At 68.7% G+C, this 13,321-nt stretch carries 15 protein-coding genes; 8 read left to right on the top strand and 7 right to left on the bottom strand.

Going from position 1 to position 13,321, the window contains the following annotated elements; genetic code table 11:
- Positions 1 to 51: 51 nt before the first annotated feature.
- The 4 genes from SK571_RS05035 to SK571_RS05020 all read right to left on the bottom strand — a co-directional run bounded on the left by SK571_RS05035 (position 52) and on the right by SK571_RS05020 (position 5,655).
- On the bottom strand, positions 52 to 2,175 hold the full coding sequence (locus SK571_RS05035; protein ID WP_319982848.1) for an ABC transporter ATP-binding protein: 2,124 nt from the start codon (positions 2,173 to 2,175) through the stop codon (positions 52 to 54).
- Positions 2,175 to 3,152 (bottom strand): ABC transporter permease, encoded by a 978-nt coding sequence (locus SK571_RS05030; protein WP_319982847.1) that lies wholly within the window; start codon positions 3,150 to 3,152, stop codon positions 2,175 to 2,177. Before SK571_RS05030 ends, SK571_RS05035 begins: the two co-directional genes overlap by 1 nt.
- Positions 3,153 to 3,168: 16 nt before the next feature.
- Positions 3,169 to 4,146: an ABC transporter permease gene (locus tag SK571_RS05025; RefSeq protein WP_090068720.1), complete on the bottom strand. Its 978-nt coding sequence runs from the start codon at positions 4,144 to 4,146 to the stop codon at positions 3,169 to 3,171.
- Between the two features lie 477 nt (positions 4,147 to 4,623).
- Entirely contained in the window at positions 4,624 to 5,655 is a 1,032-nt protein-coding gene (locus SK571_RS05020) for a hypothetical protein (RefSeq protein ID WP_319982846.1), read from the bottom strand.
- 18 nt (positions 5,656 to 5,673) lie between these two features.
- Between SK571_RS05020 and SK571_RS05015 the strand changes: the two genes are divergently transcribed.
- From SK571_RS05015 to SK571_RS05005, 3 genes are read left to right on the top strand one after another with little or no spacing between them, the layout of a single operon-like run.
- Entirely contained in the window at positions 5,674 to 6,159 is a 486-nt protein-coding gene (locus SK571_RS05015; protein WP_319982845.1) for a DUF6886 family protein, read from the top strand.
- A 9-nt stretch (positions 6,160 to 6,168) separates the two neighbouring features.
- Entirely contained in the window at positions 6,169 to 6,819 is a 651-nt protein-coding gene (locus tag SK571_RS05010) for a response regulator transcription factor (protein WP_319982844.1), read from the top strand.
- On the top strand, positions 6,816 to 8,084 hold the full coding sequence (locus tag SK571_RS05005) for a sensor histidine kinase (protein ID WP_319982843.1): 1,269 nt from the start codon (positions 6,816 to 6,818) through the stop codon (positions 8,082 to 8,084). The genes SK571_RS05010 and SK571_RS05005 overlap by 4 nt, the downstream gene beginning before the upstream one ends.
- Here SK571_RS05005 and SK571_RS05000 read toward each other — a convergent pair.
- Positions 8,041 to 8,529: an SgcJ/EcaC family oxidoreductase gene (locus SK571_RS05000; RefSeq protein WP_319982842.1), complete on the bottom strand. Its 489-nt coding sequence runs from the start codon at positions 8,527 to 8,529 to the stop codon at positions 8,041 to 8,043. The genes SK571_RS05005 and SK571_RS05000 overlap by 44 nt on opposite strands.
- Positions 8,530 to 8,651: 122 nt before the next feature.
- On the opposite strand from SK571_RS05000, the gene SK571_RS04995 reads away from it, so the two are divergent.
- Entirely contained in the window at positions 8,652 to 9,029 is a 378-nt protein-coding gene (locus SK571_RS04995; RefSeq protein ID WP_319982841.1) for a PH domain-containing protein, read from the top strand.
- A 312-nt stretch (positions 9,030 to 9,341) separates the two neighbouring features.
- Here the strand turns inward: SK571_RS04995 and SK571_RS04990 are convergent, their stop codons facing one another.
- Positions 9,342 to 9,779, bottom strand: coding sequence for a hypothetical protein (locus SK571_RS04990; RefSeq protein ID WP_319982840.1), 438 nt, complete (start codon positions 9,777 to 9,779; stop codon positions 9,342 to 9,344).
- A gap of 107 nt (positions 9,780 to 9,886) precedes the next feature.
- Positions 9,887 to 10,546, bottom strand: a complete 660-nt coding sequence (locus tag SK571_RS04985; RefSeq protein ID WP_319982839.1) for a winged helix-turn-helix transcriptional regulator — start codon at positions 10,544 to 10,546, stop codon at positions 9,887 to 9,889.
- Between the two features lie 94 nt (positions 10,547 to 10,640).
- Here SK571_RS04985 and SK571_RS04980 point away from each other — a divergent pair, with 94 nt between their 5' ends.
- The 4 genes from SK571_RS04980 to SK571_RS04965 all read left to right on the top strand — a co-directional run bounded on the left by SK571_RS04980 (position 10,641) and on the right by SK571_RS04965 (position 13,312).
- Positions 10,641 to 11,786: an acyl-CoA dehydrogenase family protein gene (locus tag SK571_RS04980; protein WP_319982838.1), complete on the top strand. Its 1,146-nt coding sequence runs from the start codon at positions 10,641 to 10,643 to the stop codon at positions 11,784 to 11,786.
- 85 nt (positions 11,787 to 11,871) lie between these two features.
- Positions 11,872 to 12,279 (top strand): VOC family protein, encoded by a 408-nt coding sequence (locus SK571_RS04975; protein WP_319982837.1) that lies wholly within the window; start codon positions 11,872 to 11,874, stop codon positions 12,277 to 12,279.
- A 62-nt stretch (positions 12,280 to 12,341) separates the two neighbouring features.
- Positions 12,342 to 12,722: a class I SAM-dependent methyltransferase gene (locus SK571_RS04970; protein ID WP_176929884.1), complete on the top strand. Its 381-nt coding sequence runs from the start codon at positions 12,342 to 12,344 to the stop codon at positions 12,720 to 12,722.
- A gap of 290 nt (positions 12,723 to 13,012) precedes the next feature.
- Complete coding sequence (locus SK571_RS04965; protein ID WP_319982836.1) at positions 13,013 to 13,312, top strand: hypothetical protein; 300 nt, start codon at positions 13,013 to 13,015, stop codon at positions 13,310 to 13,312.
- Positions 13,313 to 13,321: the final 9 nt, after the last annotated feature.

Genomic DNA, 13,321 nt, shown 5'->3' with positions numbered 1-13,321 from the left:
CCGGGGACACTGTTCCTTCGTGCTCGCAGGTCTGCTGAGGCGACGGATGCATCAGAGAACCTGACGGATCTGGGCGAAGTGGCAGGCGGCCTCGTGGTCCGCGGCCTGCGTTTCGCGCGGTGGTTCCACCTCGATGCACTGGCGCTGCTGCTCGGGCGGCAGCGACGCGTGCAGGAAGCAGCGGGTCCGGAAGCGGCAGCCGGACGGCGGGTTCGCCGGGCTCGGCAGGTCGCCGGTGAGGATGATCCTCTCCCGCTGACGCTCCTTGACGGGATCGGGGATCGGGATCGCCGACAGCAGTGCCTGCGTGTACGGGTGGCGCGGCGCCTCGAACACCGAGTTCACCTCGCCGATCTCGATGATCTTCCCGAGGTACATGACGGCCACCCGGTCCGCGATGTGGCGCACCACCGAAAGGTCGTGTGCCACGAACAGGTAGGCCAGGCCCAGCTTGGACTTGAGCTCCTCCAGCAGGTTGATGACACCCGCCTGGATGGAGACGTCCAGCGCCGACACCGGCTCGTCGAGCACGACGAGCTTCGGTTCGAGCGCGAGCGCCCGCGCGATGCCGATGCGCTGGCGCTGACCGCCGGAGAACTCACCGGGGTAGCGCGACAGCTGCTCGGGACGCAGGCCGACGAGCCTCATCAGCTCCGGCACTCGCCGGTTGATCTCGTCCTTGGCGTAGCCGTGGACCTGCATCGGCTCGGCGATGCAGTCGTGGATCGTGAGGCGCGGGTCGAGCGACGCCATCGGGTCCTGGAAGACCACCGACATGTCGCGGCGGATCGCGAAGCGGCGCTTGCCGTCCACTTCGGACGACTTCGTGCCGAGCACGGAGATCTCGCCGCCCATGGGCTTCTGGAGGTTGAGGATCTCCATCAGCGTCGTGGTCTTGCCGCAGCCCGACTCGCCGACGAGGCCCAGGGTCTCGCCCTCACGGATGTCGAACGAGATGCCCGCGACCGCGTGGACGGTGCCGACGCGGCGCTTGAACACCACGCCCTTGTTGACCGGGTACTCCTTGACGAGGTTGTCGAGGCCCAGCACGACGTCGCGCTGCTCGCGCGGGATCTTCGCGACCTCGGGCTCGCCGGCCACCTCGGCACCGAAGATCTCGACGGCGGCCTCGGCGCCCTCGGCGTCGGTCGCGGCGATCTCGTTGGTGCGGATGCACGCGGCGGCGTGCTCGACGGAACCGTCGACGTCCATCAGCGGCGGTTCCGCGGTGTGGCAGGCGTCGACGACCATCGGGCAGCGCGGCGCGAACGGGCAGCCGTCGGGCAGGTCCGTGAGCGACGGCGGCTGGCCCTTGATCGGCACGAGCGCCTGCTTCTCGCTGACGTCGAGGCGCGGGATCGAGCCGAGCAGGCCGAGCGTGTACGGCATGCGCGGCTGCTGGTAGATCTCGTCGACCTTGCCCTTTTCCACGGCGCGGCCCGCGTACATGACCATCAGCCGGTCCGCGAACCCGGCGACGACGCCGAGGTCGTGGGTGATGATCACGATGCCCGCGCCGGTGACCTCCTGCGCGGTCTCGAGCAGCTGCAGCACCTGCGCCTGCACCGTCACGTCGAGCGCGGTGGTCGGCTCGTCGGCGATGATCAGGTCGGGGTCGTTGGCGATCGCCATCGCGATCACCGCGCGCTGCCGCATACCGCCGGAGAACTCGTGCGGGAACGCCTTGGCGCGCTCGACGGCGTTCGGGATGCCGACGAGGTCGAGCAGCTCGACCGCGCGCTTCGCCGCCGCCTGCTTGGACACCTTGCGGTGCACCAGGATCGCCTCGGCGATCTGGTCGCCGACGGTGAACACCGGCGTCAGCGCGGACAGCGGGTCCTGGAACACCATCGAGATGCGGCGGCCGCGGATCTTCGACAACTCCGCGTCGTTCTGGCCGATGAGCTCACGGCCCTGGAACTTGATGGAACCGGTGATGCGCGCCGAGGACGGCAGCAGGCCCATGACGGCGAGCGACGACACGGACTTGCCGGAACCGGACTCGCCGACGATGCCGAGGACCTCGCCGGGCGAGACGTGGTAGCTCAGGCCACGCACGGCCTGGACGCGGCCGGACTCGCTCGGGAAGGACACGTGGAGGTCTTCGACCTGCAGAACCGGTCCCTCGACGACACGGTCGGACGGCGTGTCGAACTGGAGCTCCGAGGTGGTCATCAGGCGGCCTTCTCCTTGGTGTCCTTCTTCTCCTTGCGGCGCACGCGCGTGGAGGTGGGGTCGAGCGCGTCACGGAGCCCGTCGCCGACCCAGTTCACCGCCAGCACGAACACGACGAGGAAGCCCGCCGGGAACAGGAACAGCCAGGGGAAGGTCGTCGCGGACTCGGCGTTGCCGCCGATCAGCGTGCCGAGCGAGACGTCGGGCGACTGGACGCCGAACCCGAAGTAGCTCAGGCCGGTCTCGGCGAGCACCGCGGAACCGACGTTGATGGTCGCGTCGATGATGAGCAGCGACGCCATGTTCGGCACGATGTGCTTGGCGATGATCTTGCGTGCGGGCTGGCCCATGAACTTGGCCGCCTTCACGAACTCGCGTTCCTTCAGCGTCAGCGTCATGCCGCGCACGATGCGGGCGGTGATCATCCATTGGAACGCCGCGAGCATCAGCACCAGCAGGAACCACGACTTGCCGCGGAACCACGGGCTCAGGATCGCGATGATCAGGAACGACGGCAGCACCAGCAGCAGGTCGACGACCCACATGAGCGCCTTGTCGGCGACACCGAGGAAGTAGCCGGCGGCCGCACCGACGATCGCGGCCACGGTGGTCGAGATCAGCGCCACGAGCAGGCCGATGATCAACGACTTCTGCAGCCCGCGCATGGTCAGCGCGAACATGTCGGTACCGATCTTGTCGGTGCCGAAGATGTGCTCGGAGTAGGGCGGCTCCAGGAACGCGGTGTAGTCCTGGGTGTCGTAGCTCCACTTCGACAGAAGCGGGCCCACGAACGCCATCAGGTACATCCCGATGATGACCACCAGGCCGACCAGCGCCAGCTTGTTGCGCATGAAGCGGATGAGCACCAGCCGGCCGCGCGTCATCGCCTTGCCCGGTTCGGGCGCCGCGTCGACTGGGCCACCGGAGGCGGCGCCGGTGGTTCCGGCGGCGTCCCCCTCGTTGAGGATCACGGTCACGTCGTCGTCACCTTGCCTAGTTCACGCGGATTCGGGGGTCGAGCGCGGCGTACAGCACGTCGGCGAGCCAGCCGGAGAACAGCACGCACACCGCGACGAAGAGCGTCACCGTGGCGGTGATGTTCGTGTCCTGCGCCGAGATGCCGGTGACGAGCCAGTCACCCATGCCGAACCAGCCGAAGATCCGCTCGGTGAACGTGCCACCGACGACGAGCAGGCCGAAACCGAACGCGAACAGGGTCGCCATCGGGATGAGCGCGGTGCGCAGGCCGTGCTTGAACAGCGCCTTGCGGCGGGTCAGCCCCTTGGCCTGGGCGGTGCGCAGGAAGTCGCTGCCGAGCACGTCGAGCATCGACGAACGCTGGTAGCGGCTGTAGTAGGCGATCTGGCCGAGCGCGATCGCGAGCGTCGGCACGATCAGGTGCTGCAGCCGGTCGCCCAGGTGCTCGAACCAGTTGCCCTGGAATCCGGGTGTCGTCTCACCGACGAAGATCAGCACGTTGGTGCCGATCGAGTCGTTGATCCCTTGCGCGCCCATCTTCAGCAGCGTGCCCAGCACGAACACGGGTGTGGACAGCAGTATGAAGCTGAACAGGGTCGCGAAGTAGTCGCTGAACTTGTACTGCCGGATCGCGCTCACGACACCGAGCAGCACACCGAACAGGATGCCGATCGTGATGCCGAGCAGGAACAGCCTCAAACTCACGCCGATGCGCCTGCCGAGTTCGTCCGTGATCGGGCGATCGGTGATCGTGCGACCGAAGTCGCCCTGGACCACACCGCCCATCCACGTGACGAACCGCTGCGGGATCGGCTGGTCGAGGTGGAGGTCTCTCTTCTTCGCCTCGATCGATGCCGCCGGCGGCGGTGGGTTGCGTTGTTGCAGCACCCCGATCGGGTCAAAGGTGGCGGAGGCCAACGTGAACGCGAGGAACGTCGCCACTAGGGCGAGCACCACGTAGTTGACCAACCGCCGCAACAGAAATCCGGCCACCCGTGTTCAGTCCTCTCCCCGGTGGTTGCGACATCGGCACACTGGATTGCAGTGGACGAGTTGCAAGAGATTAACCGCCGATCCGGCGGACCGCTGCCCACCCCCACCAATACGCGGAGGCCCACTGACCGGGCCATAGTCACCCATGCGTGGAGGAAAGGGCGGCCGAACTGCCACATCAACAGTTGACTCTCGCCAATTGTGTGCTGAAGCGTGACCATTGTGCGGCCGGATCGCCGTATTCACCGTGAAGTTCTGTCTCGCCACGGATGGATGTGACGCATCCGGGTGAATGCAATCGCCGGAAGACGTGGGACAAGCAGCGCAATGTGATCATAAACCGGGCATCACACTGCGAAGCGCTTCGGACGTGCACCGTGACTGCATCGATGCGGAGCAGGCCGGACGCCCGTCCAGCTCACCGGGCGCTCGCCCGAACGGGGTGAACCACGTCACAGTCCGGCGGGACCAGATGGCTCAGGCGGCCTGACCGAGGCGCCAGAGACGGCCGCCCGCGATCACGAACACCTGGTCGCCGACCTTCTCCACCGCCACGACCGCACCGGAAGGTCCGTCCGCCGGGCGTTCGTCCTTATCGGACACCAGCTTCACGCCGCCGTGGTCGACGAACAACGTCGGGACGCCGTTGACGGGAGCGGGCGCGGCGAGCTTGTCGTCGTCACCCACGGGGATGTCCGGGGTGGTGAGCTTCTTCCAGTCCGGGCCCGACCACCAGGCGAGCCTGCCCTTGCTGCGGCCCACGACGTGGCAGGTGCCGTCCCAGCAGCGGGCGGCCAGCGCGGCGTCCCCGTCCGGGAGGGTGGCGGTGGTCCAGGTGGTGCCGTCGAACCGCCAGACCGCGGCGCTCACGGTGCCCTTCGCGATCTGCCAGCCGGTCACGAGCGCGCCGTCGCCGTCCGGGGTGACGGCCAGCGGGAACCGGAGGAGCTCCTGCGAGCTTTCGAGGACGGTGCCGGCGGACGGCTGGCGGGTCCAGGTGTCGGCGGCGTAGGTCCAGGCCGCGATGTCGAGGCCCGCCTTGGCGCTCTGCCAGGTGCCGATGATCAGCGGGCCCTTCGCCGTGCGCACCGGGCCGATGAGCTCGCCGGCGCCGTAGCCGCCGAACGTGCTGAACGCCTGCGGTTTCTCGTTGATGGCACGGGTGTCGCCGGTCCAGGCGCTCCAGCGGACGTTGCCGTGCGCGCCGCCTCGTTCGCCGCCGACGCCGGTGATCGTGGTGCCGTCGGAGGTGAGGCCGTACCAGTGCGCTTCCTTGCCGTACGGGGTCGCCGGGGTCAGCCGGGAGTTGGACAGCGTGCCGTCCTTGGTCCGCGTGACGAGCTCGGGGTGGTCGGACGGACGGGTGCCGATGACCAGCATGTCGCCGTGCGTGGCCAACGCTTCGGGCGTGGCTGTGAGGTCGACGGCGGTGAAACCGACCGTGTCGTCCCCACCGCCTGAAGAGCAGCCGGCGAGGACCAGCAAAACCGCGAGCGTCAGCCTGCGCATGCGCGCCAGTATGACCACATGCGGCCCGAACCCGGTCAGGTGTTGCACTTCTCCGAAGATCCTTCGATCACCCGGTTCGTCCCGCATCGGGCGGCGACCGCGCGGCAGCCCGGCGAGTACGTGTGGGCGGTGGACGCCGGGCGCAGCCCCGACTACTGGTTTCCGCGGCAGTGCCCGCGGGCGATGGCCTGGACGAGCACGACCAGGGTGCACGCGATCGAGTACGGGTGGCTGGAGCGGATGCGGACCGTGGAGCTGTACGCGTACCGGTTCGACATCAGGCGGTTCCAGCCGTTCGAGGATCACGCCCACGTCGCGACCGAGCCGGTGGTGCCGCTGGGTCCGGCCGAACGCGTCGGCGACCTGTTCGCGTTGCACGAGGAGGCGGGGATCGAACTGCGCGTGCTCGCCAACCTCTGGCCGTTCTGGGACGCGGTGACGGCGAGCACCCTGGAGTTCAGCGGCATCCGGCTGCGCAACGCCCTGCCCCGATCAGTGGAATGATCTCCGCCCATGCGGGTGCTGCTGGTGGAGGACGACGAGCCGATCGCGGAATCGCTCACGCGCGGACTGTCCCGCTACGGGTTCGAGGTCAAGTGGGTGCGCACGGGCGCGGAGGCGTTGACGGCCGGGGATTTCGCCATGGTGCTCGTCGATCTCGGGCTGCCCGACATGGACGGCCTCGACGTCTGCCGTGAACTGCGTGCGCGCGGGGACGTGCCGATCATCGTGATCAGCGCGCGGTCCGACGAGGTCGACCGGGTGGTGGGACTGGAGATCGGCGCCGACGACTACGTCACCAAGCCGTTCGGGGTGCGCGAGGTGATCGCACGGATGCGAGCGGTCCTCAGGCGCGTGCAGCCCGCCCAGCCCGAACCGGAGGCGCACGGGCGGGTGCGCATCGATCGGCGCGGGCGGCGGGTGCACCTCGACGGTGTCGAGCTCGAGCTGACGCCGAAGGAGTTCGACCTGCTCGCGTTCCTGGCCGAGGAGCCGGGCACGGTGTTCACCCGCGAGCAGATCATGGAGGCGGTGTGGGACGAGAACTGGTTCGGCCCCACCAAGACGCTCGACGTGCACGTCGGCGTGCTGCGCCGCAAGCTCGGTGAGGCAGCCTCGCTGGAGACCGTGCGGGGCGTGGGGTTCCGGCTGGTGCTCGCGTGATCCGCCAGCTCGCCTGGAGCTACGTGCTCCTGGTGGCGGTGGCGATCGCGGCGTTCACGGTGCCGGTGGCGTTCACGCTGAACGCCCAGATCTACGGCGACGCCGAGAACACCGCGCGCCGCGAGGCCGAGACCGCGGCCCTGCTGCTCGCCTCCGGTGACACGCGGTCGTTGAGCGCCCTGGTGGACGCCTACGAACGCCAGACACCCGGCCAGATCGACGTCCTCGAACCCCAGCCGGAGTCGAAGGTCTGGGACTCCGAGGGACTGAAGCTCACGGTCGCGGCCAAGAAGCCCGACGGCACGGTCGTCGGCGCGATCCGGCTGTCCTATCCGGACGGTCCGATCGTCGACAGGCTCTGGCAGATCTGGGGTTTCCGCGCCGCGCTCGCCGTCGGCGTGCTGATCCTGGCGGCGTTCCTGGGGCTGTGGCTGGCACGCCGGGTCACCCGGCCGTTGCGCGAGCTGAACGCGATGGCGGGCAGGCTGCGCGACGGCGACCTGACCGCGCGGGCCGAGGAGACCGGGCCGCCCGAGACCCGCACCCTCGCCCGCACCCTCAACACCGCCACCGAGACGATCGGCACGCTCGTCGGCTCGCAGCGCGCGTTCATCGGCGACGCCTCGCACCAGCTCCGCACGCCGCTCACCGCGCTGCGGCTCAGCCTCGACAACGTCGCCGACGGCGTCGACGACCCGACGGTCCGCGAGGACGTCGAGATGGCGACGGCCGAGGTCGTGCGGATGTCGAGGCTGGTCAACGGCTTGCTGGCGCTGGCACGCGCCGAGGCGGACGTCGCCCACCCCGAACCGGTGCAGGTGCTCGACGTCGTCGCGGAACGGTTCACCGCGTGGCGCGCCGCCGCCGACGAACGCTCGATCTCCCTGGTCGCCGAAGGCTTCGACATCCGCGTGCTCGCCACGCCGGGGCACCTCGAGCAGGTGCTGGACAACGTGCTGTCCAACGCGCTGGAGGTGTCCCCGGACGGTGCCACGATCCTCGTCCGCACCACGCGGCCGGGCCTGGTCGAGGTCATCGACGCCGGCCCCGGCCTGCTGGAGGCCGACCGGGCGCGGGCGTTCGACAGGTTCTGGCGCGGCCAGGGCCTCACCGGCAAGGGCGGGTCGGGCCTCGGCCTCGCCATCGTGAAGCAGCTCGTCACCGACGACGGCGGCGCGGTGTCGCTGGAGGAGGCGTCCAGCGGCGGGTTGTGCGTGCGGATCAGACTTTCTCCGGCATCGCCGACGAGTGGTGGTTCACGATGAGCCACTTCCCGTCGACCTTCTCGTAGACGAACGTGTAGCGCGCGTCCACGGTCGTCGGCCTGCCGTCCTGGGTGAGCGCGAACCGGTAGGTGCCCGCGTCGATCGCGTCGTCGGCGTCGAGGACGGCGACGTGCGAGTCGAGGATGGTGCCGCTCGGCTTGTTCTGCAGGAAGTGCTCGAAGTAGTCGACGATCTCGGCCCTCGTGGACCGCACCTGGTTCGACACCGTGGGCAGCAGAACCGCGTTCGGAGCGTAGCGATCGGCGACCTTCTGGGCGTCACCCGTTGCGAGAGAGCCGTTCCAGTCGGCGAACAACGCCCGGATCTGCTCGGTCGTCGGCCGCTCGTCCGATCCCGTGGACGTCTGCGCTGGGGCGCTGGAACATCCGACGAGCAGAGCGGTCGCTCCGACCAGTCCGGCGGCTCCGATGAAGTGCTTGCGCATCGTGTCGTTCTCCCCGATCGAGTGGCTGTTGAGATCCACTTTCGGGCTAGGACCGGAAACGCTCGGACAGGAGCAGCCCAGTACCGGGACAAGCTTTCGGAAAGCCTGGTAAACGTGGACGTATGGGACTTCTCAGCGGAATGATGGGGAACGCGTCGAAGCTCGACCCGCGGGACGCCGCGAAGGAGTTCGGGCGGCTGCTGGCGCAGGGGGAACAGATCCACGCGGCGTACCAGCTGGTGCGCGATTCGTTCCTGTTCACCGACCGGAGGCTGATCCTGGTCGACAAGCAGGGCATGACCGGCAAGAAGGTCGAGTACCACTCGGTGCCGTACAAGGCGATCACGCAGTTCTCAGTCGAGACGGCCGGTCACTTCGACATGGACGCGGAGCTGAAGATCTGGGTCTCCGGCGCCGAGGCGCCGATCTCCAAGCAGTTCGGCAAGGGCGTCGACGTCTACGAGGTGCAGGCGCTGCTGGCCGCGTTCCTCTCCCGGTAGCACCGCCTGCGAACCGATCGCCACGGCGATCTCGGCCAGCGCCAGGAGAAGCGCGGTGACCACGTGGCCGGTGTCCAGCAGGAGGTTCGCCGCGGTCAGGGCCACGGGCACCACCCGGCCGCGGACCAGCACTCGCAGGACGGCGGTGGTGCAGCGGGTGGTGGACATTTCCGTTCTCCTCCAACGTTTCCGGCTCTCACAGATACGTCGAACGACACCCTCCCGATTCGACCGGCCAGGACCGGAACTGTTGTCCTGCAACGAAAAGTCCCCCGCAGGCACAGGGCCTGCGGGGGACGTCGGCGGTGCGGTCTAGCGGGCCTGCAGCATCGGGCGGAACTTGTCGCGGTAGGCCCAGGCGAGGCCGATCTCGGCGGCGACCACGAAGAGCGCCATGCCCATGCCCGACGGCTCCAGGAACACGTGGATCAGGAAGATGTTCACGATCACCGGCGCCAGGATCGCGAGGGCGAGCGGCACGAACCGGCCGGCGACCAGCAGCAGGCCCGCGACCAGCTGGACGCCCGACGACAGCTGCAGCATGTAGCCCGTCGCGTAGAGCGCCGTCGTGAACGCCACCCCGGCCGGCGCCATCGTGCTCGGGTCCGGTGCGGGCATGAAGTTCAGGAACCCGTTCAAGCCGGTCACGGTGAACAGCAGGCCGGTCAGCACGCGGGTCACGAGCGTGGCGTGGCGGGCGGCGGCCGACTTGCGGGAGACGCGGGCGGGGGCGGCGATCGTGGCGGTCATGTCGAGTTCCTCCTGGGCTGTCGTGTCCTTCCACTGATGCGTCGAACGGGCAGCAGCCCGGATCGACACGACGGCCCAGAAATCTTCAAAAAACTTGTTCGCGCTGGTCAGGCCCGTGCCGCACGCACGTGCTCCGCGACCGGGCTGAGCTTGAGCCACTCCGGCAGGCCGCGCACCACCCAGCGCGTGCCGGTCAGCTCGATGCTGCCCGCGCGCACCGCGTCGAGCAGGTCGACCTCGCCCTCCCACATCCGGAAGAGCGTGGCGATGTCGGACGCCAGCACCGCGTCGATCTCCAGGCCGGGGTCGGTGTAGCAGATCGAGGCGTCACCGGGTTCGACGACGAGCCAGAACGTGCGGCGGCGGTCGTTGATGCGGACCTCGATGGTCGCGCGCTTGTCCAGCGTGCCCGTGTCGACGCGGCCGTGCATCCACCACATCAGCACCTCGGGGTCGAGCTCGTCGGCGCGCGGATCGCCGAACGCGTAGCGGGCGCCCCAGTCGGCGAGGCCGAACACCAAGGGACGCAACGCCTGCCCGGCCGGCGTGAGCGCGTAGCCGTCACCGGTGCGCTGCACCAGGCCGGCGTTCGCCAGCTGCCGCAGCCGTCGCGACAGCAGAGCGCGCGAGAGCCCCGGCAGGCCGCGGGACAGCTCGTTGAAGCGCGAGGCACCGACGAGCATGTCCCGCACGATCAGCAACGTCCACCGGTCGCCCAGCACCTCGACGGCGCGGACGATCGGGCAGTACTGCGCATACGTCCTCACAGGGGAAGTCTCCGTCGTGGCGGGGGTTTCGTTACCGCCGTCCGGTTCACTTTCAGAACTACCCGCGGGGGTCGCGCGTTCTTACGTTTGTCGCATGACAACACTTGATGCACCACGGGTGACCAGCACGTTCCCCACCGTGACCAGAGACGGCGACGACAAGTTCGCGGAGATGGCAGCACGCATCGGTGCCATCGCGGCAGCCAACGCGTCCCGGCACGATCGCGACGCCACGTTCGTGAGCGAGGCGTACGAGGCCATGCGCGAGGAGGGCTACCTGGCGTTGGCCGTACCCGAGGAACTGGGCGGGCTCGGCGCCACGATGCGCCAGGTCTGTTACGCGCAGGCCGAGCTCGCGCGGCACGACGGCGCCACCGCGCTGGCCGTCACCATGCACCTGTACCTGACGCTGATGCAGGGCTACCGGCGGCGCAAGGGCGCACCGGACGCGGAGGGCGTGCTGCGGCGCGTGGCCGCGGAGGGCCTGGTCATCGCGACCAGCGGCGGCTCGGACTGGTTGTGGCCCACGACGACCGCGACACCCGTGGACGGCGGCTTCCTGGTCAACGGGCGCAAGACGTTCTGCAGCCAGTCGCCGCGCGCGAACGTCGTGGCCACCTCCGCCGTCCTCGGTGAGGAGGTGCTGCACTTCAGCGCCCCGTTGAACGCCGATGGCGTGCGCATCGAGGAAACGTGGGACACGCTCGGGATGCGCGGCACGGCCAGCCACGACGTGGTGCTGGAGGACGTGTTCATCCCGGCCGAGAAGATCGCCGCCCGCCGCCCCTACGGCGAGTTCGGCGCACCTCTGTTCGCCGCGGTCGTCCACTTCGCACCGGTGTGCGGGGCGACGTACTTCGGCATCGCGGCGGGCGCGCGGGACGTGGCCGTGCGGTCGACGTCGAAGAGCGCCACCCGGCAGATCGGGCTGATGGACTACAAGCTGCGCACGGCGTGGTGGTCGCTGATGGGCTCGATCGACGAGCTCGGCGACGACTACACGGCCAACGCCGCGTCGACCATCACGGTGATGCTGGCCAAGCGCCAGGCCGTCGTCGAGGCGATCGAGGTCGTGGACGTCGCGATGGAGGTCCTGGGTGGACGGTCGTTCTTCCGGCGGTCACCGCTGGAGCGCGCCTACCGCGACGTGCGCGCCGGGACGTTCCACCCGCTGACGCCCGAAGCCACACTCATGTACGCGGGCAAGGTCGCTCAGGGTGACCCCGGAGTCACTGAATAGAATTCGTCTTGGATGAAGTTCAAGTTGTAGGTGTGGCAAGGGTTTGCGAGGATTCGTGTCCGTCTTCGGAGAAGGAGCGATTCCGGTGGCCACTCGCCTCAACCCGTACATCAGCTTCGACGGTCAGGCCCGCCAGGCGATGGAGTTCTACCAGTCGGTCTTCGGCGGCGAGCTGAAGATGAACACCTTCGGCGAGTTCGGCATGCAGGACACGCCGCAGGCCGACCAGATCATGCACGCGCAGCTGGAGACCTCGGCCGGCTACACGATCATGGCCGCCGACACGCCGCCCGGCATGGAGTACAAGTCCGGCTCCCGCATCACGGTGTCGCTGTCGGGCGACGAAGAGGTGCTGCGCGACTACTTCAACGCCCTCGCCGAGGGTGGCGAGGTCGGGACGCCGCTGGAGAAGCAGATGTGGGGCGACGAGTACGGCGACCTCGTCGACAAGTTCGGCGTCAACTGGATGGTCAACATGGGCGGCCTGGGCTGACGACCGTTTCGGCGGGGCTGCGGGAGTGGCCCCGCCCGCCGCGCTGACGCATCATGTGGACCATGAGCGAGCGTCTGCGGGGTGTGGTCGGCCAACTCGCGATCAGGCCCGGTGACCGGGTGCTGGAGATCGGCTGCGGCCAGGGCGTGGCCGCCACGATGGTGTGCCAGCTGCTGTCCACCGGCACGCTCACCGCGATCGACCGCTCCACCAAGATGATCGAGGCCGCGACCCGCCGCAACGCCGCGTACGTGGCGTCGGGCAGGGCCGAGTTCCTCATCGCGTCGCTGGAGGACATGAACCTCGGCGACCGGCGGTTCGACCTGGTGTTCGCGGTGCGGGTCGGGCTGTTCCACCGCGATCCCGACCGTGCGCACGCGTTGCTGGAGCCCTGGCTCGCGCCGGGCGCGCGGGTGTTGTCGTTCTTCGACGTACCGGTCTAGTTGGGCGTCGCAGCTATCTCTTGGGATGGTGACGGTGGGAGTGATGCCGGTCGGTGGCCGCGCTTCGATCATCAAGATCGCGCTCTCGCCGCTGCCACCTGCACAGTTGGCGGCAGTTGGGGTGATCAGCAGACGTTTGCGCCAGCAGTTTTCTACCGCCAACTCGGCGGCAAATGTGCGTGAGAGCGCGACCATCCGGGGCTTCGGGTAACGAGCGACCACACCGCCCAGCCCTCTGCCCTGCTCAACGGAGCGCAACTTAGCCGCGACGCTCTGCTAGAACTTCTTCTGTGCCCGACCGACCTGAGATCGTCTGCATCTGCGGCTCCACCCGGTTCGTGGACGAGATGCGTGCGGCGAACCGCGATCTGACACTCGCAGGTGTCATCGTCGTCGCGCCGGGCGAGGCAGACGGGTTGATCACCGACGAGCAGAAGGCCGCACTGGACGCCCTCCACCTGCACAAGATCGACCTGGCTGACCGGGTGCTGGTCGTCAACCCCGGCGGGTACGTCGGCGAGTCCACGCGCAGGGAGATCGCCCATGCCCACGCCACCGGCAAGCCGATCTCGTTCACCGATCCCGTCTGACCCAGGTCC

The sequence above is a fragment of the Lentzea kristufekii genome (assembly GCF_033949925.1).
Classification (GTDB): domain Bacteria; phylum Actinomycetota; class Actinomycetes; order Mycobacteriales; family Pseudonocardiaceae; genus Lentzea; species Lentzea kristufekii.
Note: the sequence above shows the minus strand (reverse complement) of the source record. Positions and strands in the feature narration are given on the sequence as shown.